Raw genomic sequence first — 21110 nt, 5'->3', positions numbered from 1 at the left:
CCGAGAGGGGTGCGGTACGGAGCGTCTTACCGGGGCGGCGGGCTGAGCGAGGTTCTCCGCGCTCGGCCCGCCGCCACAAGCACGGACGTCGTCCACCGTCCCGGCCAGAGGCCGGTGAAGACGCCCGCGGTCTCAGGTCCGGCCCAGGCGTAGGGGGCCGGTGGCGTGCCACGCGGTCACGTGGTCGCTGATGAGGTGGACCGGCGAGAGGGTCCGCTCCGGCGCACCGAGAAGGGCGCGGGCGGAGGGCGGGGTCCCCGGGGACCAGGGCCTCGATCGGCCGGCCGGGCTCGCCCTGCTGTGTCTTCTCCGCCGGCGGGCGGGTTCAAGGGTGGAGACGCCGATCGGCGTCTGGCCGGCGGCCACCGGGTGCGGGGCCGCCGAAGTGGTCATCGCCAACCTCGTCGCGAACAGTCCATGCACTACCCGCATTACGCGCCTCGCCCATGCCGAGCGGGGTGACGCTCGGACCAGGGACGTCCGGCGCCTCCTCGATCATCGTTTGATGATCGGATTGTCGCCGTCGCCTACCGCGAATTTCTCGTTCTGATCATTTAGCGCAGAAAACGTTTCAGGACCGGCGCCGCCGCGCCGCCAAGACGACGGGCGCGGGCGGCGCCGGGCGTCAGAAGTACCTCGAGGTCAGGTCCGTCGTGGGCCAGGAGGACACCTTGACCTTGTTCATGTCGTCGTCGATCGTGTCGTAGTCGAGCGAGCCCGTCTCCTCGCGCCGGTTGAACAGCACCGCGTAGCTGAACCCGTTCTGCAGCCGGGCGAGATACGTGAACGTGCCCGGCATCGAACCGTTGTGCCAGGTGTTGACGTGGCCGGTGACCTGGCGGACCCACCAGCCGCCGCCGTACCAGGAGCCGTACTCGTTGATGCCGATCTCCGGCTTGGCGATCAGCTTGGCGATGGAGGCGCTGCTCAGCACCGTGCCGGGCTTGTCGAGGGCGAGGGTCCAGCGGACCAGGTCCACGCCGGAGGCGAGCCAGCCGCCGTTGGCGTCCTGGTTGGGCATGTTGAAGCCGCCGTACGGGTACGGGACGGTGGTACCGGAGGTGTCCACCACGGACTTGTTCGTGTACTGCGACTCGTAGGCGATCTCGCCCGGAGCGGCCTCGCTCCTGAGGCTCCCGCCGAGCCGCATCCGGGTGATGCCGAGCGGCTGGAGCAGCTTGGTTTTGACGTACGACTCGTACGACATGCCGGAGACCTTCTCGATGATCCGGCCGAGCAGCAGGTAGCCGTAGTTGTTGTAGACCATCTTCGTGCCCGGGTCGAAGTCGAGCTTGCGGGCGGTCGCGTACCGCATGATGTCGGCGTGGCTGATCGGCAGCGGCACGTCGAGCGAGGCCGAGATGGTGTGGTCCAGCCAGAGCAGGTCCTTCGAGACGGTCGAGTCCCAGCCGCCGAGGTGCTGCATGAGGCGCAGGACGGTGACCTGCTCCATGCGGGCGTCGGCCGGGGTGAGTCCCAGCAGCTGGGTGACCTTGGCCGACAGGCTCAGCTTGCCGTCCTGCACCAGGCGCATGATCCCGGCCGAGGTGATGTTCTTGCTCAGGCTGGCGATCCGGAACAGCGACGTCGGCGACACCGTGGGCAGTGCCCGGGAGTAGTCGTTGTAGCGGTAGCCGCGGGCGAGCACGATCTTGCCGTTCTTCATGATGGCGAGCTGCGCGGCGGTGATCTTGCGCGCCTTCACGAAGTTCTTGACCACGGTGTCGAACCCGGCCAGGGAGGCGGGCGCGATGCCCGAGGTCTCCACCGCCGGCAGGGGACGCGCGGCCGCCCGCGCGGGCAGCGCGGTGCCCAGGGCCGCGGCGGGGATCCCCATCGCGCCCGCTCTGAGAAGATTCCTGCGGGAGAGCATCTGCGTCACGTCAAGCTCCCAAGTCACATTCGTTACAGATTAGGTCACGCATCCTACGGGTATTAGGCCCGCCCCTTTACCCCCAGCCACCCGGCGGCGGGCTCGGGGCCGTCGGCGGCCGGGTCTGGTCTGATAGTCGAAGTCGGTCCCCAAGGAATCGATGCCATGACCGTGCGCCTGGAATTGCGGATCGGCGGCGTGGACGTCGGCGTCGAGGCGATCCGCCGCGACGGTGACGGCGACCCCGTCGTCTTCCTGCACGGATTCGGCTCCGCCAAGGAGGGCTACGCCGACGTCGCCTTCCACCCCGCGTTCGCCTTCCACCCGCGTTCGCCGGCCGCCCGGCGACCAGCCGGGCCGTCGCCTCCCGCAGCCGATCGTCGGCCAGGCTGGCCCGCAGGCCGGGACGCTGATCGTCCGGCGGGCCCTGGCCCGCCACACCCTCGGTGATGAACGACGTCTTCAAGCCCCACAGGCTCAGCGCCTCCAAACTCCGGCAGGACCGCATCCTCGACGAGGCCAGGCACACCGCCGACCCCGTCCACCTCATGTGCGTGTTCGGCATCCGCAGCCGCGTCGTCGCCCCGGTGCAGGCCGGCGCGTTGACGGCGTTCCTGGTGACGGGCATGTCGCCCGGCCTGCTTGGCTGGACGTTGTTGTCCAACGTTGCGCCGGATGCCGCCACGCTCAGCAGCCACCCGCCGTTCAGGGCCGACTATCCCGTCCCGGTCTGGGGCAGGGATCTGATTGCCGCCGCGCGCGTTTTCGCCGTCGCCGACGGCCTCGACAGCGATGGACTCCTGCTGAGCCGGGGCATCGGCCCGGCTGGACGGACCTTGGCCGACACCGCTCGGCAATGCGGTCTGCGGCTGGGACCGGGCATGCTCGACCTGCGCCGTCACGGGTGGCATACCCAGGCCGACTATCGGCGAATGGGCCCCTGAGCAGCAACCAATCGGTCAGTGGCGATAGTGGGCCGATGTCAGCGGACCTACCGCCATCCAGCGGCCCAATGTGGGTGGGCAGCAGCATGACGGTGGATTGAGTAAGTGTTCGGCTACTTTCGGTTCGCTGTGGGAGAGCTGGCCATAGTTTGCGGCGTATGCCGGTGGTGGAGTTCCTGACCGATGACGAAGCTGGTCGCCGCGGTCGACGGCATGCGGTTCGTGGTCCCGGTCCCGGCGGCCTTCGCCCGCCCCAACCGCAAGTTCTTCGGCTCCAAGTGCGGCATGACCTGGCTCAACGCGATAAATGATCAAGGAATCGGGCGAGGCGCGAAGATCGTGTCCGGCACGGTCCGCGACTCCCTGCACATGGTCGACGTCATCTTCGGACTTGACGGCGGGGAGCTGCCGGAGATCGTCGTTTCCGACACCGGCTCCTACAGCGACCTGACCTTCGGCCTGCTGGAACTGCTGAACATCTCCTACCGGCCCGCGCTGGCGGACCTGCCCGACCAGAAGGGCTGGCGCATCGACCCCGGCGCCGACTACGGCCCGCTGAACACCTTCGCCCGGGGCAGGATCGACCTGCGCAAGATGCGGCGGATGTGGCCGGATATCCTGCGCGTGGTCGCCTCGATCTACACCGGCACCGTCCGCGCCTACGAGCTCCGGCAGCAGGGAAGAGGAAGCGGTCACGGTCGGATACGCCGGCGGGACCTTTTTCGCCGTCACCGGGCACGCCACGATCCAGGCCGCCGCTGTGGACGGTGTGCGGCTCCTGCGCGCGCGGTTGTCGCCGGAGTTCGACCACTCAGGCGTCTGAGCGGGTTCGCCGGCGGGGAACCCGCTGACACGCCCGCGGCCTGCGAACTGCAACCGTTCAGCGCAGCGTCGTACCCAGCGCGAACAGTGACCCCTGGTTTCTCCATGTCTCCCGTAGCGGAGACGATCAAAACGATTGTTGAACGCGGGACCCCGCAAGTCAGACCTATATGTACGTTGGATTTCCGCCAGTCGGGGACCAGCATCGGAGCGCTGGATGGCGGTAGGTCCGCCGACGTCGATCCGCTACCGCCACTGACCGATTGGTTGCTGCTCAGGGGCCGAAGCCCTGCCCGACCGCTCCGAAGCCATGATCCACATCGCCATGATCGACCTCATGACCCGCCGCCTCACCGGCGAGAACACCCCCACATGGCGCGGCACCTGAACCCGGGACCAGACAGGACTAGGCCGTGTCCGGTGGATCTTGGGTGAGGTCGCGGAGCCAGATCTTGATGGAGGCGACATCGATGGTGCCGTGGTTGACGAAGGCTTTTTGCCGTAGCGGATTGCGACCGCCCGGAACTGCTGAGCTTGCTGATGCAGCGTTCGACAACGTTTCGGTGCTGTGGACTTGGGCGGTCGAACGCGACCGGGCGACCGCCTGCCGCGCCACGGCGCGTGGCCGCGTCGGCCTGCGCGATAGCGACCGGGACGAGGGGGCAGCGCGCCCCAGCGGCGAACACGGGCGGTCGAGGGGCCGATGGCGTTCCAGACGGCTTCTGGCGAGGCATCACACTTCAGAGGGCTACTTCGTCATAGAAGGTGAAAAGCAGAGGCTCCTCACTGATCGAAGGAGTGTTGATGCCCGCACAGCACGAGGTCGACGAAGCCAAGATCCGGCAGCAGGTCGATAAGCTCGTCGAAGGGATCCGGGGCAAGGATCTGAAGGCCCTGGAGCAGGTCTACGCAGCGGACGTCGTGTCCTTCGACATCGAGCCGCCGCTGCAGCACGTGGGGATCGCGGCGAAGCTGAAGAACTGGACGCACGCCTTCACGCTCTTCCGAGAGCCGTCTTACGAGGTCCGCGACCTGACGCTCACCGTGGGCGCCGATGTCGCCTACGGGCACTGTTTCGCCCGGTTCAGCGGCACGCTGGCCGACGGAACGGCGACGAGCGGCATGTGGGTCCGGGCCACCTACGGCTTTCGCAAAATCGACGATGCCTGGCTGATCGCACACGACCAGGTCTCCGTACCGATTGACATGCCGAGCGGCAAGGGCGTGGCCGACCTGGAACCCTGACGCGGCACTGGCCGGAGCGTCCAGGGCCCAACCGCCCGCCGAGCTACTGACCCTGGTCTCACAGGTCAGTGGCTCGGCGGTGCCGCCTTCAGTGACGTCCTGCTTGGTACCGGCCGGGTCCCGCAGCCGGCGAGAACGCGGCCGCCGCTAGGGCGTGTCCGATAGATCTTGATCTATCGGTTCGGTAGTTGGTTGGTCGGTGACGCGGCGGTTCGAGCTGACTGATGCGGAGTGGGAGCGGCTTGCGCCGCTGTTGCCGTCTTCTGGTGGTCGTGGTGGTCAGTGGGCCGATCACCGGCGGGTGGTGTCGGGCATCTTGTGCCGGGTTCGGACAGGGGTGCCGTGGCGGGATCTGCCGGAGCGGTTCGGGCCGTGGAAAACCTGCTACGAGCGACATCGCCGCTGGTCAGCGGACGGAACCTGGCGCCGGATCCTGGACGAGCTACGGGCCATCCGCGCCCATCTGCGTCGCCGGGGCATCAAGGCGGTCATCCCGGAGAAGACCGACCAGCAGAAATGGCGTAAGCGCCGTGGCGCGGCAGGCGGCCGCCCGGTCGCGTTCGACTCCCACGCCTACAAGGACCGCAACGTCGTCGAGATCTGTCAAGCACAATGCACCGATAACTACAGGGCGGCGGCGTAGGGCGACGGCCTCAACTGGCGGTGGGTGGCCGGTTGGAGGGATGAGATGGATCCTGTTGCTGCCAGCGTCTGCGGCTGTGGTGGCCGTGAGGCAGGGCGCGAAGAGCGCGTAACCGGTCGACCTCGGCGGCATCTGCTGTGACGATCCAGAGTCTGGTGCCGGGTTCTTGGTGAGCGGTCACCCAGCCGCGGCGGATCCAGTTGTAGAGGGTGACCGGGGGCATAGCCAGCTCGCGGGCGAGTTCGGCCGACCACCAGGCATGGCGTCCGGGTGCGCGGCGCCTGGGCCAGGTGCGGCCCGGCTGGTCGGTGGTGGTGCGCAGGCGGCGGACCAGGTCGCGAATGGCCTGGGCGCCGAAGACGGCGAATCGTTTGGGAGGGCGCAGGCCTTCGGCGTTGAGCCGGTCGGCGATCTGGGCGCTGGTCAGGCCGGCGTCGTCGAGCTGCAGGACCAGCTCAGCCAGACGTGGATAGTACGAGAGTTGCTCCAGCCGGGCGACCGGGCGGACGAAGTCTGCGGTGGTGGTGTGTCCGCCCGCCCAGGTGATCTGGGCGGTGACCTGCTCGGATTCGCCGTGGACAGTCACGGTGACGGCTTCGATGATGGTGCGCAGGAGTTGCTTGCGATCGGCATTGGAGGTGGTGTCGGCATGCCACAGCGCTGGAAGGTCGGCGGCCAGTTCGCGGATCTGCTCACGCTCGGCGGCCGACAGCAGCAGTGGCCGGCTGGCCAGGAACCGGTCGTGATCCTCACGCAGGCTCTCCAGTTCGGCCAGCGCCTGCTCCCACTGGCGTTCCAACTGCCGCACGACCAGGCGGTTCTCCGGTTCGGCCAGATGGTATTGGCGCCGAGCCCGGTCGGCGGCGTATGCGGCGCGTTCCAGCCGCTGGCGCCAGAGCTTCTCCAACCGGGCGCGGTCGGCCTCGATCTGTTCGGCGGCGTGCAGCGACACCTCCAACGCCGCCGGGGCGATCATGTCCAGCAACTGGCCGGCGACATGTGCATCCACGCACGGGCCCGCCAGTTGCCGGCATCGCGGCCCGCCGCGATCGGCGTACTCACGCACGCACACGTAGTTGTGCAGCGAGTCGTCGCCCCGCCGGTGATACTGGATGATCATCCGGTGGCCGCAGCGACCGCACCGGATCACACCGGACAGCAGGGCGCGGCCGTCCCGGGCCGCGCCCACCGACTCCGAGCGGGCGCGGTTGGCCGCCATCCGCTCCAGGTTGCGTTGATACTGCTCGGGGCTGATGTAGGCGGGCAGCCGTCCCGGCAAGACGACCTCCCACTGCTCCCTCGGCACCGTCACGCGCCCGGTGAAGGGCCGGCCGGGAAGCTTGCGCCGGTGATCGACACCGCTGCGGCCGTAGGCGTAGATGCCGGCGTAGATCGGGTTGTGCAGAATGTTGGTCAGCGTCATCCGGTTCGGGCGACGCCAGGCCAGCTCGCCCTGATCGGGTCCCTCCCGAAGGCGGATCCCGAGCTCGATCCGGTGCTCGACCAGGTAGGCCAGCACCGCGTTGATCGTGCCGTGCTCGTCGAACAGCTCGAAGATGAGCGCGATCACTGCCTGGACCTGCTCGTCGGGATCCTTGACCACCTCCCCAGAAGGGCGCAGCACATAGCCGGTCGGCACCGAGAAGAACAGCTCACCCCGCTGAGCCTTGGCCAGCCGTCCCGCCGCCATCCGCTGTTTGATCAGGTGGAGTTCCGCCTCCGACATGGTGCCCTTCAGCCCGAGCAGCAGCCGGTCGTTGTACTGGGCGGGATCATAGATCCCGTCGCTGTCGCCGAGCAGCGTGCCCGCCAACGCGCACAGCTCCATCAACTGATACCAGTCTCGTCCGGAGCGGGCCAGCCGGGAGACCTCGGCCCCGAGCACGATCCCCACGTGCCCGAGCCCGACCTCGCTCACCAATTCGGCGAACCCCGGCCGTCCCTGTGCGCTGGCGCCCGACATGCCCAGGTCGGCGTCGATCACCTTGACCCGGCCGGCGACCCAGCCCAGCGCCACCGCCCGATCCACCAGCGCGTACTGGACCGGGGTCCTGGTCATATCCGGCCGGGAAGTCCCGCTAAGCCTCCGAGCGTCGGCATACGGGTCATGGGGAGCATCGGGATCATGGCAGGAGAGCGCCGAGCGAGCCCGGCTCGATTTGGGCGTACCGACTGATAGTGATCTAGGATGCGCGTAGTGTGACGGTTTGTGGCACAGGAGTATCTGTCCGCCGCACAGGTTGACGGTATGGCCGGTTCGTGGCGGACCCGACGCCGGAAGAGCTGGAGAAGTTCTTCTTCCTGGACGCCGCCGCGCTGAAGGAAGCGCGGGACAAACGGCGCTTGCACAATCGCCTGGGCTGGTCCATCCAGTGGGGCACGGTGCGCATGCTCGGCACGTTCCTGACCGACTCCGGGCCGGCCGACGTGCCGCAGGTGGTGGTCGAGTACGTGGCCGAACAGCTGGGGATCGCCGACATCTCGGTGGCGAAGTTGTACGGCGACCGCCCGCAGACGCCGTACGAGCATGCCTCGAAGATCCGGACCATGCTGGGTTATCGCGAGTTCTCGGCCGCCGAGGAGGAGGCGGCGACGTTCATCGCCTCGCGAGTGCGTAAGAGCCGGGACTCGCGCCGGGAGCTGTTCGACCGGGCGGTGCTGTGGCTGATCACCAATCGGGTGCTGCTGCCGGGCATCACCACCTTGTCGCGGCTGGTCACCGAGGTGCGCCGGGCCGAGCTGGAGGCGATCAACCACAGCTTGGCCGAGGCCGCGCCGCCGCCGATGCGGGCCGAGCTGGTGGCGACCCTGCGGGTGCCGGAAGGTAAGAGGGTCTCCACTCTGGAGTGGATGCGTACGGCGGTGACCAAGCTGTCGGGCACCGGGATGGAGCAGGCGCTGGATCGCGCTTCGTACGTGCTGGGGCTGGGCACCGGGGCGGTGGACTGCGCCGCGGTGGCGCCGGTGAAGCTGGCCGAGCTGGCCCGCTTCGGGATGACGGCCAAGGCGTTCCGGATCGAACAGTTGGAGAAGGACCGCCGCCTGGCCACCCTGCTGGCCACGGTGCGGCAGTTGGAGGGCAGCGCGGTCGATGACGCGCTGCTGCTGTTCGACCTGCTGATGTCGACGGTGCTGCTGGCCCGGGCCGGCCGGGCGGCCGACAAGGAGAAGCTGCGCAACCTGCCCCGGCTGCGGGTGGCGGCATCCCGGCTGGCAACCGCGTGGACGATCCTGCTCCAGACGCCGCCGTCCGGTCCAGCAGAGGAAGGAAGGCGCGACGGCCTCGATGGCGACCGGCCGAACGGCGAGCAGCACGTGCTCACCGTGCCGGAGGTGCTCGACCACATCGAGCAGGTGATCTCCCGGCAGCAGTTGGCGGCCGCGGTGGAGACGGTGCTGGAGCTGCTGCCGCTGCCCAGCACCGAGGACGACGGCGATCTGGAATGGCGGGTGGAACTCCTCGACCGCTTCGGCACGGTCCGACCGTTCGTCGACATGCTGGCCTCGGTGATCCCGTGGGGGTGCACCTCGGCGGGCTCGCCGATCCTGGCCGCGCTGCGTGCGCTGCCCCGCCTGATGGCCGCGCGCAAGCCGGGCCGCGAGCACATCAAGGGGTTCGAGGACCTGGTGACTGGCTCCTGGCGGCGCCTGGTGTTCGGCAACCCGAAGCTGGACCCGCCCTTGATCGACAGGCCCGCTTACACCTTCTGCATCCTGGAGGCCCTGCACGCGGCCCTGCGACGGCGCGACGTCTACGCGGTCGGCGCCGACAAGTGGGGAAACCCGCGGGCCCGGCTGATCGAGGAACGGCTGTGGGTGCGCGAGCGGACGGCGGTGCTGACCGCGCTCGGGCTGGACGCCGATCCGGCCGTGCACCTGCATGAGCTGGCCGAGCTGCTGGACGGCGCCTATCGGGAGGTGGCCGCCGGGCTGCCGGCGAACGCGGCGGTGTCCATCAAGGGCGGCAAGCTGCACCTGGCCCGGCTGCAGGCGGCCCCGGAGCCGGAAGGGTTCACGACTGTGCACGACAAGGTGGCCGCGATGCTGCCCCGCATCGACTATCCCGAGCTGCTGCTGGAGGTGCACGCCCGCACCGGCATGTTCGACACCTTCACCCACATCACCGGCTCGCACGTGCGCCGCGACGATCTCGACATCACCCTGGCCGCGCTGACGGTGGCCCGCTCGTGCAACGTCGGCCTGATCCCGGTGATCAAGGCCGGGGTTCCCGCGCTGACCGCGGCCCGCCTGATCGGCGCGGAGAAGGGCTACTTCCACGGCGAGGGCATCGCCGCGGCGTCCGGGCGGCTGGTGGAGCAGCAGGCCGAGATCGACATCACCGCCGACTGGGGCGGCGGGCTGGTGGCGTCAGCGGACGGGATGCGGTTCGTCGTCCCGGTCCGGTCGTTAAATGCCCGTCCGTCCCCTCTCTATTTCGGTGTCGGAAAGAGGCCGAGGGGCGCCACCTGGCTGAACGTCGTCTCGGACAAGGTGATGGGCTTGGGCGGGCTGGTGGTTCCCGGCACGCTGCGCGACTCGCTGTACATCCTGGACGCCATCCACCGCCTGGACGCCGCCGAACAGCCCGAAGTGGTGGTGACCGACACGGGCAGCTACAGCGACCTGGTGTACGGCATGTTCGCCATGTGCGGGTATCAGTTCGCGCCCCGGCACGCCGACATCTCCGACACCCAGCTGTGGTGGATCGACACGGCCATGCTGGAGGGTGGCCTGACCACCGGGACGCGCGCCACCAACGGCTGGGGCGACTTCAACAGCCTGGGGCTGCGCCGCGTGTCGATTCCCGCGATCGTCCAGCACTGGGACGATATGGCGCGGGTGGCCGGGTCGTTGTCGACCAACCAGGTCCGCGCCTACGACCTGATCAAGATGATGACCGCCGACGGCCGGCTGACCGGCCTGGGCAACGCCTTCGCCCACTACGGCCGCATCTTCAAGTCGCTCCACCTGCTGCAGGTGCTGCACGTGGAGGACTATCGCAGAATGATCGGGGCGCAGCTGAATGTGGGCGAGTCCCGTCACACGATGGCCCGGCGGGTGTTCTTCGGCAACCTGGGCCGGTTGGTGCGCGGCTATGAACGCGGCATGGAGGACCAGGTAGGAGCTTTGGGGCTGGGGATCAATGCGATCGTCTGGTGGAATTCGCTGTATATCGACGCGGCCGTGAAGCGCCTGGAGGCCGGCGAACTGGGCATCAAGGGCGGCGAGGTCACGCCAGAGATCCGCGCCCGCCTATCACCTCTGCTGTTCGAGCACATCAACTTCCACGGGTTCTACCCGTTCAATCGCCCTGAGCTGAGCGGCGGGCTGCGCGAGCTGCGTGATCCGAACGCCGGCTCCGATGAGGAGGAGTGAGGCCGATGGATGATGAGCCGCCAAATCGCGCCTGAAGTGGGGGTTTCGACAGTGTGCTTCCGGGGGCCGAGTGTCGTGATGGAGGAGCGATCGGAGGCTGCTCGAGCGTGGGATGAACCGTCCGGACCCGGCCACGGTGATCAGTACTCCGGCGTTCAGATGCCGGTTTTCTCAAAGCTCAGCGCGAAAGGCGCTCGTCTGCTTGCCGAGTCGGAGCGAGCAGACGAGCATGGGGCCGCTCGGTGGCGTGGGTCTACATGGTCGTCCCGCCTGAGACGTCGAGCCGGTGTCCGGTGATGTAGCGGCTGTCGTCGGAGGCCAGAAAGGCGACGGTGTCGGCCACGTCGGCGGGCGTGCCGAGCCGGCCGAGGGGTGTCTGTGACGACAGCCAGGCCAGGGCCTCGCCGACCAGGCGTCCTTGGTGCATGTCGGTGTCGATGACGCCGGGGGCGACGAGGTTGACGGTGATGCCGCGCGGCCCGAGCTGCTTGGCCAGGGCGACGGTCATGACGTCGAGTGCGGCCTTGGACATGGCGTAGTCGATCGCCCGGGGCATGGCCGCCCCGCGGGTCAGCATGGTGCCCACGGTGATGATCCGTCCGCCGTCGCGCAGCCGTGGCAGGGCTTGCTGGGTGATGAGGAACGGGGCGGTGGTGTTGACCGCGAACAGGTGCTCAAGGCCCTCCCGGGTGACGCCGTCGATCTCGCTCTGGCCGCCGAGGATGCCCGCGTTGTTGACCAGGATGTCCAGCCCGTCGGCGTGTGCGTCGAAGGCGGTCCACAGGGCTTCGGCGTCGCCGGGCGCGCCCAGCTCGGCCTGGACGGCGAAGGCGCGCCCGCCGGCCGCTTCGATGGCGGCGACGGTGTCCTTGGCGGCGGCGTGGTTGCCGCCGTAGTGCACGGCGACCCGGGCGCCTTCGCGGGCCAGCCGGGTGGCGATCGCGCGGCCGATGCCCCGGCTCGCGCCGGTCACCAGCGCCGTCTTGCCGGTCAATGTCGTCATGATCATGCCTTTCTGCTTCATGCGGTGTAGGGGGTGATGGCCTTGGCGTCACGCAGGATGCGCGCCCACCAGGTCACCTGGTCCAGCAGGGTCTTGGCGGCCGCGGCCGGGCCGACCGGGTCCTTCGGTTGTCCGTCGCCGTCGAAGCACTCCCAAGCGCCGTGGAAGCTGACGGTGTCGCGGGTGGTGACGGCGTGCAGCTCGGAGAAGATGGCACGCAGGTGCTCCACCGCGCGCAGACCTCCGGAGATGCCGCCATAGGAGACGAACGCCACTGGTTTGGCGTGGAACTGCTGGTTGTGCCAGTCGATGACGTTCTTCAGGCCGGCCGGGTAGCTGTGGTTGTACTCGGGCGTCACCACACGAACGCGTCGGCGGCCGTCAGCCGCGGGGTCAGCCCGCCCAGGGCCTCCAGCACCGGCGCGGGCGCGGACATCGACGGGGCCGCCCCGCCGATCGGCACCTCGGCCAGGTCGATCACATCGACGTCGAGGTCCGGGCGGGACGTGGCCAGGTCGGCGAACCAGCCGGCCACGGTCGGGCCGAAACGGCCGTCGCGGACGCTGCCGACAATGACGGCCAGCCTCAGCGGGTCAGTGATCACGGTGTTCTCCCTTCAGGGTGGCGGCCTGTCGCAGGACCGCCAGCAAGGTTGTCTCGGTCTGGGAGCCGGTGAGCGGGGCCAGGTTCTCGATGAGGAAGACCGGTACGCTGGTGATGCCGAGGCGACGTACGCGGGCGAGCCGGGCGCGCAGCTCGGCGGCAGGCACGTGGCCGGTGGTGATGCCGACCTCGGCGGCCAGCCGGGCGAGCGTGGCGGGGTCGCCGATATGCAGCCCATCGGTGAAGTGGGCGCGGAACAGGCGCTCCGCCATGGGCTCGGCCTTGCCCTGGTGCGCGGCGTCGGCGATGAGGCGGTGGGCGTCGAAGGTGCCGGTGGCGATCGCCTTGCCGTACTCCAGCCGCAGGCCCTCATCGGCCGCGCGTTCGGCGAAGGTGAGCACGCCGGCCGCCGCCTGCGGGCCGAAGGTCTGTTCCAGGACCTCCAGCAGCGGACGCTCGTCGGGCGGGGCGCCGGGGGCGAGCTCGAAGGGCAGGAACTCCACCGCCACCGGCAGGCCCTCGGCCCTGAGCCGGTCGGCGGCGCGGGCGAAGCGGGTGTAGCCGAGGTAGGAGTGTACGCAGATGACGTCCATCACGAGCTGGACTTTCACAGGCTGTGGCATGGGTGTCCCCTCTCATGCGGCCGCGGTGGCGGGCTCGGCCGACGGGGCGCCATCGCGCAAGGGGACCTCGCGGATGAACCAGGCCAGCACGAAGGCGAGGGCGCCCAGCGCGGCGGCGCCGAGGGCCATGGCATGGATGCCGTCGGAGACGGCGAGGCGAACCGCCTCCCGCGCAGCGGGCGTGAGCCCGCCGAGCGCCTCGGGCGTCAGGGCGACCCGGGTGGCGGTCTCCGCGCCGAGGCGGTCGATGAGGGTGTCCTGCAGGCGGGCGGTGTACAGGGCGCCCAGAGCGGCCATGCCCAGGGAGGCGCCCATGGTGTGCCAGAGCGTGACCGAACCGCTGGCCGCTCCCATGTCGCGTGGCGCGGCGCTGTTGATGGTGATGATCGTGGTGGACTGCATCAGCAGGCCGACCCCGATGCCGCCGATCAGTGTCAGGGCGGAGGCGAGCGCCAGGTCGACGCCGGGCCGCAGGAGGAGCAGCGCGAGCATGCCGGCCGTCACGGTGGCGCCGCCGAGGATCGGGTAGATCCGGTAGCGGCCGGTGCGGCTGATGAGCCTGCCGGTGCCGATCAGCACGGCGACCATGCCGAGCATGGCGGGCAGGATCAGCAGGCCGCTGGCGATCGGTGAGGCGCCGTGGACCAGCTGCATGTACTGGGGCAGGAAGGTGGCCGCCACCACCATGCCGACGCCGCCGAGGAAGCGGATGACCTGGGCGAGGGTGAAGTTGCGGTCGGCGAACAGGCGTAGCGGGACGATCGGCTCGGCCGCGCGCCTCTCCACGACCAGCAGGACGCCCACCGCCGCCAGCCCGATCAGGACCAAGGCCAGGATCGCAGGCGAACTCCAGGCGTACTGGGTGCCGCCCCAGCCGGCGACCAGGCTCAGCGCGACCAGGACCACCGTCAGCAGCAGCGCCCCGAGATAGTCGATCCGGGCCCTGATCCGGCGCCGCTCCAGCCGCACGGCGGCACCGATGAGCAGCAAGGCGACCGCACCGATCGGCAGGTTGACGAAGAACGCCCACCGCCAGCCCACATCGGCGAACAGGCCACCGAGCAATGGCCCGGCGATGAACGCGATCGGCATCATCACCCCGAACAGCCCCATCAGCCTGCCGCTGTGCCGGGGCGGCACCAGCTCGCCGATCAGCGCCAGAGCACCGGTCATCAGCCCGCCCGCACCCAGTCCCTGGACCATGCGGAAGCCGACGAGCTGGATCATGTCCTGCGCGGCTCCCGACAGCCCGGAGCCCAGCAGGAAGATCGTGATCGCGGCCATGTAGACCACCTTGCGGCCGTACAGGTCGCCGAGCTTCCCCCAGATCGGTGTCGAGGCGGCCATGCAGATCAGATAGGCCGTCGCCACCCAGGAGAAGTACTCCAGGCCGCCAAGATCTTTCACGATCGCCGGCAACGCGGGCCCGAGCATCATGCCGTCCAACGGGGCTGTGATCATGCCCAGCATCACGCCGATCACGCCCACACGAAGAGATCGATCCACACGTCCTCCATTTCGCGTACTTCGTACGTGAAATGGACCATAGTCATTCAGGTACCATGTACGCAAATGGAAGGGGAGGGATGCGCATGGCCGACGAGGAACCCACAAGCATCTGGATGCAGCCCGAGGCGCACGAGCGCTCCGGCCCAGGACGGCGCCCCGGCTACAGCCGTGAGCAGATCACCCGAACGGCCGTCCAGATCGCCGACGCCGAAGGAGTGGAGGCCGCGACCATGCGGCGGATCGCGGGCGAGCTGGGCACCGGCGCCATGTCGCTCTACCGCTACGTACCCCGGCGCGACGACCTGTTCGACCTCATGATCGACCTGGCGATGAGCGAGATCGAGCTCCCCGACGGCCCGTCCGGTGGCTGGCGCGGCGACCTGACGCTGCTGGCCCGGCAGACCCGCGCCGCCGGCCTACGCCACCCCTGGCTGATCGCGCTGCTCACCAGCCGGCCCACGCTGGGCCCCAACCTGCTGCGCGTGCACGAGTTCGCACTCAGTGCCTTCAACGGGACGGGGCTCGACATCGACGACATCACCAGATTCGTCGGCATGCTGAACGACTACGTACACAGCGCGATCCGCCGCGAGATCGGCTGGCTGGAGGAGGCCCGCCGCACCGGCCTGGACCCCGAGCGCTGGAAGCGGGACTACATGGGACCTTATGTCCGCCAGGTCGTCGAATCCGGCGCCTTCCCCCTGTTCAACCGATCCGTTCTCGACTCCCGCACCGCCCACCTCGCCCCCGAGGAACGCTTCCGGCATGGACTCGATCGCATCCTCGACGCCATCGCAGCGCTCATCCCATCGCTCGGTCCTTGTTGAGCAGGAAGTCAGCAACGCTCCTGCGAAGGAGCAGCTCGATCGCCGGGCTCAATTGGCCACCGACAAGAACGAGGCTCGGCAGGAGGATGAGCAAGGCGACGACGACTGAGCGTCCGCCGCGCGCCGTAGCCGTATGCGACAGGGAAGAGCCCATTCCCTGTCACATACAAGATCCTCCACTCATTCCGGCCAGCGGTTCCGCCTCGCGCCTCTAGGGTCGAAGACAACACGTTCCCTGTCACATAGGAGCCCGCCGGTGATCCCCGAGCCCGCGCCAAGCCCCACCCCGACCGACAGCGCGCCGCAGACGCACTCGCCCGGCCGTTAGAGACCGCCGCCGCGGCGATGAACGCGCTCATGGACACCGAGTCCATCCTCCGCAACGCCAAGGACCACCGATCCCCGTGACCACGGCCAAGGTCCTGCCGCTCACCAGCGGCCCGACGCTGGCCGACGCCGCCACCGCGTTCCTGAACCGCCGGGATCTGGACGGCGACACCCTGCGCTCCTATCGCCAGACGCTGACCCGCCTGTGCACCGAGCTCGGAGGAGGCGTTCTCCTGACCGACCTGACGGCCGAGCAGACGGCAGCGGTGTTCGCCACGGCGTGGGGGAACGCGGCCCCCCGTACCTGGAACCGCCACCGCTCCGCGCTGCGCTCCTTCACCACCTGGGCCGCCGCGCGCTGGAGCATGCCCGACCTGGCCGCGCTGGTCGAGCGGCGCCGGGAGAACACCGACACCACGAAGGTCATCGACCGGCACCTCATCGAGGCCCTGCGGCAGCGCCGCGACCTGTCGCTTCGGGATAAGGCCCTGTTCCGCTTGCTGTACGAGAGCGCGGCCCGCTCCGTCGAGGTCCTCGGACTCGACGTCGGCGACCTTGTGCTGGAGGCCAAGCGCGGCCGCGTACGCCGCAAGGGCGGCACCATCGACTGGATCCTGTGGCAGTCCAGCACCGCCCGGCTGCTGCCCCGCCTGCTCGCCGGCCGCACCCGCGGCCCGGTCTTCCTCACCGACCGGCGCCCAGGCCCTGCCCGCACTCCCGCCGCCGCCGACCTGTGCCCGGTCACCGGCCGCGCCCGCCTGTCGTACGAGCGCGCCGAGTACCTGTTCAAGCAGGCCACCATCAGCCTGGACCCGGCCGGCGCCGGCTACACCCTCCACCAACTGCGCCACTCCCGGCTGACCCACCTGGGTGAGGACGGCTGGTCGGCCTCCATGCTCATGACCCTGTCCGGCCACCGGAACCTGCGCACCCTCGGCATCTACGTCCAGCCCAGCACCGAAGCCGTCGCCGCCGCACTGGCCGCGCATGACCCCGGCCGCCGACGACACTGACCACGACCTCACACCGTCAGCAGGATGATCGTATGCCTCGTGACCGAAGCCCCATTCGCGTCCAGCGGGTCTCCCGCCTGCGCTGGTGGTGGACTCGCATCACCACGCCACACGCCTCGCTGCGCTTCGTCTACTACCCGCCCGCACTTCCGGCTGGCCTGCGCGAAATCTACGTCTACGATCCCGGCGACTACGACATCGCCCGGCTGGTCTGGCAGGTCTGCGACGCCTGCCGCTGCGGCAGCATCAACAAGATCTCCATCGATCAGGAATGGCAGCGCCAAGGGCTCGGCCGCCGCCTGATCCACCGCGCCCTGCGCGACGGTCCTGCTTACGCCTGGGTCTCCTCAGGACAGTCTCCGGAAGCCAAGCAGTTCTTCCCGATCATGAGCGCCGAGACGGGAGCGGCGTTCACCGCGCACGGCCGGTCGTGTCCCCACACCAAGCTCGACCGGAAAAGCTTCGCCGCCGAACGCATCCCGCCACCGCGCGCGGTGATCGAACACGACATCTGACAACGCGATGCCATGGACAACGCTGACCATCAGTCCGCCGCTTCCTCCCCAGCCGGGGCCGAGGAGGCCGCGCCTGACTACACCGTTCCTCAACGCCAGGACGGCTGGCCCAACTGGCTCGGCCGTCGCCCGATGCGCAGCTCCGATCGAGCGCGAATCCGTGAAGCGCTTGAGACCGGGCTACCCGACGGACCACTCACCGTTCCCGGCCCCTTTCTGTGCTATCTCACCATTGACGGCCTGGACCGCGTAACCGACCAGCGCAAGCTCATCCGGCTTCGGGGCCGGATCCACGCCGCAGCTCGGGTCGCCGCCGAGGGGTGCCACACCATCTACTACGCCACCGACTCAGCCCTGACCATCGGCATCCAGGGCCCTGACGCCCAAGAACGCGTCAACCAGCTCCGCAATGCACTGTCCAAGCTCATCGCCAAACATGGCTGGACTACCAGGGACGAGCCCCGCTGACCAGCGCCTCAGTGCTTAGCGGGAATTTCCGGCCGGATATGACAACTGCCGCCAATTGCATCTGATGCGAACCCGCGACCCTTTGCGAAGCGGCATCGACGTGCGGGTGAGTAACGGCATCGACCAGCAGCGATAGAGCCCAGCGGCAGGAATGACAATAGCGACGGAAGAGGCCCGGCTGCCAGGCGATTCGGGTCTTCTCTGCGAATGACCTGCAGCTCCCCGGGCTGCTTGCATACGATGCGGCTTTCTCGCATCTAATGCGAGTAGCGGAGGGTGGTGGGTGCGTGGGGACAGACGGGTCGATACCGGGAGTAGCCAGGCTGCATCTCGTCGACGGCATCACGCTGTTGCGGCCGGAAGAGCAGGTCTTCACGGCGATGCTGGCGGGGTTCGCCAACCAGCAGCTGGCGCGGAACCTGGCCCGCTCGACGGTGGAGGGGCGGGAGAACACCGTGAAGGCGTTCGCCGCCTACGTCAACGCCTATCCGTGGCAGTGGACGCCCGCCATGGTGGACGAATGGCTCGGCGACCTGCGCTCGCTACGGGAGCTGAAACGCTCGACGATCCGCTCCTACTCTGAGGCGGTACGCGCGTTCTGCCACTTCGTCACCGACCCGCTTTATGAGTGGGCGACGTCGTGCGAGGAGCGGTTCGGGACTCACCCAATCCAGATTGTGCACGAGTGGAACACCGCGGTGCACGTCCAGGAGCACGAGGCTGACGCGGCCAAGCGCGCGTTCACCAAGGCCGAGCTGCACGCCTTCTTCGCCCACTGTGATGACGAGGTCGCGCGTATCCGGGCCTTCGGCCGCAAGGGCTGGCTTCCCGCCTTCCGCGATGCCGCCCTGTTCAAGACCGCCTACGCCTTCGGGCTGCGCCGCAACGAGACGAGGATGCTGGACGCCGCCGACTTCGGCCGCAACCCGCATGGCACCGAGTTCGGCGAGTACGGCCGCTGTCAGGTCCGGTACGGCAAGGCCAAGAAGGGCTCGCCGCCCAAGCGGCGCACCGTCTTGACCGTGTGGGAGTGGACGCCGGACATCCTCGAGGAGTGGTTCACCGAGATCCGCCCGCTGTTCGGCACCGACAACAACCCCGCGGCCTGGCCCTCGGAGCGCGGCATGAGGATCGGCTGCCAGCGGCTCAACTCCCGCTTCCTCGCCTACCGGCAGGCCCTGGGCCTGGACGAGGGTCTGGACTTCCACTCCTTCCGCAGGTCCTACGTCACCCACCTGATCGAGGACGGCTGGGATCCGCGCTTCGTCCAGGAGCAGGTCGGGCACGAGCACGCGAGCACCACCGCGATCTACACCTGCGTCAGCTCCGACTTCCGCACCCGCACGCTGCGTCGGCACCTGGACGCCACCATCACTGCCGCGCTTCAGGCCCAGACGGGGAACAAATCATGAAACGCAAGGTCGGCTACACCTGGAAACTACGCGAGATCATGGCCGATCGGCGCATCTATACGGCCACCGAACTGGTGCCACTCCTGCGTGAGCGCGGCATCGACCTGTCAGCCTCCCAGGTCCACCGCCTGGTCTCCGGCACCCCCGAACGACTGTCCCTGCAGGTGATGTCCGCGCTCTGCGACATCCTCTCCTGCACCCCGGCCGACCTCGTCACCACTACCGCCGAGAACGCCGGCGTCCGCAAGACCGCCACGGGCGACCTGCCCACGCCGCCCAGCGGAGCCGAGAAGTTCCGGCCTCGCCCGGCCCGCATCCTTCCTGACGCATGACCCGCACCTACGCCACCGATGAGCAATACGAACGGTGGTTCATGGCCGAGTGCTGCCGCTGCGGCCGCCGCCGCCACAAGGCAGGGCATTGGCCGGACGGATACATCTGTCGAACCTGCGCCGACCGCGCAATCCGCGTCCGGGGCACCTGTCCCGGATGCGATCAAGATCGTGCGCTTCCCGGACGCCGCAGCAGCGATGGTGCGGCGATCTGCACCACTTGCGCCGGCTTCTCCCAGACGTTCGCCTGCTCACGCTGCGGGTTCGAAGGCAAGCTCCTGGGCGGGCGACTCTGTGAACGATGCACCCTCAGCGACCGGCTCACCGCAGTGCTGGACGATGGAACCGGCCGCATCCGCCCGGAGTTGAGACCTCTGTTCGACCTGCTCGCGGCGATGGAGCAGCCTGGCAGTGGGCTGGCATGGCTGGCGATGCGCCGCAACCATCCCGGGAACGCGGCGGCGCTGTTGCAGCGGCTCGCTTTTGGACAGATTCCGCTCACTCATGACGCGTTCCACGAACTCCAGCCCTGGAGAACGGCCGCTCACCTCGAAGAACTCCTGATGGCCAGCGGCGCCCTGCCCGCCGTCGACAAATACATCTGCTCCTTCCAGCGCTGGCTCCCTGGTTACCTGGCCAGCGTCGACAACACCGTGCACGTCAAGACGATCCGGCTGTTCGCGACCTGGCACGTCCTTCCCGCTCTCCGGGCCCGCGCTGAACGCAGCAACATCACACCGAGCGTTCGCCGCAACGCGGCCGAGCAGATCACCTACGCGACCACCTTCCTCACCTGGATCGACAAGCGCGGCCGCAGGCTCGGCTCCTGCCGCCAAAGTGACATCGACGCCTGGTATGCCGAGAACACCGAACATGCCCGCACCCGGCTCCGGGCCTTCCTCACCTGGGCCATGCAGAGCCGTCAGTGCCCACGATCACTATCACCGCCCGCGATGAAGATCTCCCGCCGAGCCCCTCTGACCGAGGAGGAGCGACTGGCCGCTCTCCGGCGTCTGCTCATCGATACGCACGTTCCCCAGCGCCTGCGGGTCGCTGGCATCATCGTGCTCCTCTACGCACAACCCCTTACCCGGGTCGTCCAGCTCACCGTCGATGACCTGCTCCGCGACGGAGAAGACGTGTTCCTGCGCCTCGGGGAACCGCCCTCGCCCGTCCCGGGACCGGTCGCGTCCCTGCTGCTGGACTACATAGCGGCTCGCGACAATATGAACACCGCCACCAATCGCGCTTCTCGCTGGCTGTTTCCTGGCCGACGAGCGGGCCAGCCCTGCCGCCCCGACCACCTGTCTGCGCTTCTCAACGAGATCGGCGTCTCAGTGGCTGCCGGCCGCGGCGCCGCCATCCGACAGCAACTCCTGGAGATCCCTGCCCCGGTCGTCGCCGACGCGCTCAACTACCACGACAAGACCACCGCCCGTCTCCTTCGAGAAGGTGGCGGAGGCTGGAACCGCTACGCCGCCGGGGAACACGGAACGTCACCATAAAGCCTTTAGGAAGATCACTCACGACAGCTGAATAGGCGAGCCCACCAGTCAGTACCGCAAGCTCATGGGG

At 68.6% G+C, this 21110-nt stretch carries 16 protein-coding genes and 5 pseudogenes; 14 read left to right on the top strand and 7 right to left on the bottom strand.

Features of this window, described 5'->3' with window-relative positions; genetic code table 11:
- Positions 1–132 precede the first annotated feature (132 nt).
- Together AB0I81_RS51460 and AB0I81_RS51455 are read right to left on the bottom strand one after the other, a co-directional pair.
- Positions 133–393, bottom strand: a complete 261-nt coding sequence (locus AB0I81_RS51460) for a hypothetical protein (protein ID WP_360674827.1) — start codon at positions 391–393, stop codon at positions 133–135.
- A gap of 232 nt (positions 394–625) precedes the next feature.
- Positions 626–1873 (bottom strand): serine hydrolase domain-containing protein, encoded by a 1248-nt coding sequence (locus AB0I81_RS51455; protein WP_360675005.1) that lies wholly within the window; start codon positions 1871–1873, stop codon positions 626–628.
- A gap of 165 nt (positions 1874–2038) precedes the next feature.
- Between AB0I81_RS51455 and AB0I81_RS51450 the strand changes: the two genes are divergently transcribed.
- From AB0I81_RS51450 to AB0I81_RS51425, 6 genes and pseudogenes are all read left to right on the top strand, one after another.
- A complete protein-coding gene (locus AB0I81_RS51450; RefSeq protein ID WP_360674824.1) occupies positions 2039–2323 on the top strand; it encodes a hypothetical protein in 285 nt (94 codons plus the stop codon).
- Positions 2323–2817 (top strand): hypothetical protein, encoded by a 495-nt coding sequence (locus AB0I81_RS51445; RefSeq protein ID WP_360674821.1) that lies wholly within the window; start codon positions 2323–2325, stop codon positions 2815–2817. The genes AB0I81_RS51450 and AB0I81_RS51445 overlap by 1 nt, the downstream gene beginning before the upstream one ends.
- 183 nt (positions 2818–3000) lie before the next feature.
- Positions 3001–3474 (top strand): annotated as a pseudogene (locus AB0I81_RS51440) (Tn3 family transposase); the annotation flags it as partial.
- Between the two features lie 466 nt (positions 3475–3940).
- A pseudogene (locus AB0I81_RS51435) lies at positions 3941–4027 on the top strand (IS5/IS1182 family transposase); the annotation flags it as partial.
- A gap of 416 nt (positions 4028–4443) precedes the next feature.
- Positions 4444–4884 carry a nuclear transport factor 2 family protein gene (locus AB0I81_RS51430; RefSeq protein ID WP_360674818.1) on the top strand — a complete coding sequence of 147 codons (441 nt, stop codon included), beginning with the start codon at positions 4444–4446 and terminating at the stop codon, positions 4882–4884.
- 175 nt (positions 4885–5059) lie between these two features.
- A pseudogene (locus AB0I81_RS51425) lies at positions 5060–5320 on the top strand (transposase); the annotation flags it as partial.
- A 217-nt stretch (positions 5321–5537) separates the two neighbouring features.
- On the opposite strand, the gene AB0I81_RS51420 reads toward AB0I81_RS51425, so the two are convergent.
- The gene (locus AB0I81_RS51420; protein WP_360674815.1) at positions 5538–7586 is read right to left on the bottom strand and encodes a recombinase family protein; all 2049 of its coding nucleotides are present in this window, start codon (positions 7584–7586) and stop codon (positions 5538–5540) included.
- Between the two features lie 197 nt (positions 7587–7783).
- Between AB0I81_RS51420 and AB0I81_RS51415 the strand changes: the two are divergent.
- Positions 7784–10903 (top strand): annotated as a pseudogene (locus AB0I81_RS51415) (Tn3 family transposase); the annotation flags it as partial.
- A 253-nt stretch (positions 10904–11156) separates the two neighbouring features.
- Here the strand turns inward: AB0I81_RS51415 and AB0I81_RS51410 are convergent.
- From AB0I81_RS51410 to AB0I81_RS51395, 4 genes and pseudogenes are all read right to left on the bottom strand, one after another.
- Positions 11157–11906, bottom strand: a complete 750-nt coding sequence (locus AB0I81_RS51410) for an SDR family oxidoreductase (RefSeq protein WP_360674812.1) — start codon at positions 11904–11906, stop codon at positions 11157–11159.
- Positions 11907–11923: 17 nt separating this feature from the next.
- Positions 11924–12441: pseudogene (locus tag AB0I81_RS51405) on the bottom strand (NAD(P)H-dependent oxidoreductase).
- A gap of 58 nt (positions 12442–12499) precedes the next feature.
- Entirely contained in the window at positions 12500–13132 is a 633-nt protein-coding gene (locus AB0I81_RS51400) for a DsbA family protein (RefSeq protein ID WP_360674809.1), read from the bottom strand.
- A gap of 12 nt (positions 13133–13144) precedes the next feature.
- Positions 13145–14638 (bottom strand): MDR family MFS transporter, encoded by a 1494-nt coding sequence (locus AB0I81_RS51395; protein ID WP_360674806.1) that lies wholly within the window; start codon positions 14636–14638, stop codon positions 13145–13147.
- Between the two features lie 86 nt (positions 14639–14724).
- Here AB0I81_RS51395 and AB0I81_RS51390 point away from each other — a divergent pair, with 86 nt between their 5' ends.
- The 7 genes from AB0I81_RS51390 (at position 14725) to AB0I81_RS51360 (ending at position 21040) form a co-directional block, all read left to right on the top strand.
- A complete protein-coding gene (locus AB0I81_RS51390; RefSeq protein ID WP_360674803.1) occupies positions 14725–15468 on the top strand; it encodes a TetR/AcrR family transcriptional regulator in 744 nt (247 codons plus the stop codon).
- Positions 15469–15872: 404 nt separating this feature from the next.
- On the top strand, positions 15873–16808 hold the full coding sequence (locus AB0I81_RS51385; protein ID WP_360674800.1) for a site-specific integrase: 936 nt from the start codon (positions 15873–15875) through the stop codon (positions 16806–16808).
- Between the two features lie 32 nt (positions 16809–16840).
- The gene (locus tag AB0I81_RS51380) at positions 16841–17323 is read left to right on the top strand and encodes a hypothetical protein (RefSeq protein WP_360674797.1); all 483 of its coding nucleotides are present in this window, start codon (positions 16841–16843) and stop codon (positions 17321–17323) included.
- Between the two features lie 12 nt (positions 17324–17335).
- Complete coding sequence (locus AB0I81_RS51375) at positions 17336–17791, top strand: hypothetical protein (protein WP_360674794.1); 456 nt, start codon at positions 17336–17338, stop codon at positions 17789–17791.
- A gap of 287 nt (positions 17792–18078) precedes the next feature.
- Positions 18079–19203, top strand: coding sequence for a site-specific integrase (locus tag AB0I81_RS51370; RefSeq protein WP_360674791.1), 1125 nt, complete (start codon positions 18079–18081; stop codon positions 19201–19203).
- Complete coding sequence (locus tag AB0I81_RS51365) at positions 19200–19535, top strand: helix-turn-helix transcriptional regulator (RefSeq protein WP_360674788.1); 336 nt, start codon at positions 19200–19202, stop codon at positions 19533–19535. Before AB0I81_RS51370 ends, AB0I81_RS51365 begins: the two co-directional genes overlap by 4 nt.
- Complete coding sequence (locus AB0I81_RS51360; protein ID WP_360674785.1) at positions 19532–21040, top strand: hypothetical protein; 1509 nt, start codon at positions 19532–19534, stop codon at positions 21038–21040. The genes AB0I81_RS51365 and AB0I81_RS51360 overlap by 4 nt, the downstream gene beginning before the upstream one ends.
- The last annotated feature ends 70 nt before the right edge of the window (positions 21041–21110 follow it).

The sequence above is a fragment of the Nonomuraea sp. NPDC050404 genome, from assembly GCF_040655495.1.
Lineage (GTDB): Bacteria > Actinomycetota > Actinomycetes > Streptosporangiales > Streptosporangiaceae > Nonomuraea.
This window is presented reverse-complemented; position numbering and strand designations above follow the sequence as displayed.

Bases quoted from the DNA above. Each gene is read 5' to 3' on its own strand.
- AB0I81_RS51455 (WP_360675005.1), bottom strand. From the start codon at position 1,873: ATGCTCTCCCGCAGGAATCTTCTCAGAGCGGGCGCGATGGGGATCCCC.
- AB0I81_RS51360 (WP_360674785.1), top strand. From the start codon at position 19,532: ATGACCCGCACCTACGCCACCGATGAGCAATACGAACGGTGGTTCATG.
- AB0I81_RS51445 (WP_360674821.1), top strand. From the start codon at position 2,323: ATGAACGACGTCTTCAAGCCCCACAGGCTCAGCGCCTCCAAACTCCGG.
- AB0I81_RS51400 (WP_360674809.1), bottom strand. From the start codon at position 13,132: ATGCCACAGCCTGTGAAAGTCCAGCTCGTGATGGACGTCATCTGCGTA.
- AB0I81_RS51365 (WP_360674788.1), top strand. From the start codon at position 19,200: ATGAAACGCAAGGTCGGCTACACCTGGAAACTACGCGAGATCATGGCC.
- AB0I81_RS51410 (WP_360674812.1), bottom strand. From the start codon at position 11,906: ATGACGACATTGACCGGCAAGACGGCGCTGGTGACCGGCGCGAGCCGG.
- AB0I81_RS51420 (WP_360674815.1), bottom strand. From the start codon at position 7,586: ATGACCAGGACCCCGGTCCAGTACGCGCTGGTGGATCGGGCGGTGGCG.
- AB0I81_RS51380 (WP_360674797.1), top strand. From the start codon at position 16,841: ATGCCTCGTGACCGAAGCCCCATTCGCGTCCAGCGGGTCTCCCGCCTG.
- AB0I81_RS51390 (WP_360674803.1), top strand. From the start codon at position 14,725: ATGGCCGACGAGGAACCCACAAGCATCTGGATGCAGCCCGAGGCGCAC.
- AB0I81_RS51460 (WP_360674827.1), bottom strand. From the start codon at position 393: ATGACCACTTCGGCGGCCCCGCACCCGGTGGCCGCCGGCCAGACGCCG.
- AB0I81_RS51375 (WP_360674794.1), top strand. From the start codon at position 17,336: ATGGACAACGCTGACCATCAGTCCGCCGCTTCCTCCCCAGCCGGGGCC.
- AB0I81_RS51450 (WP_360674824.1), top strand. From the start codon at position 2,039: ATGACCGTGCGCCTGGAATTGCGGATCGGCGGCGTGGACGTCGGCGTC.
- AB0I81_RS51430 (WP_360674818.1), top strand. From the start codon at position 4,444: ATGCCCGCACAGCACGAGGTCGACGAAGCCAAGATCCGGCAGCAGGTC.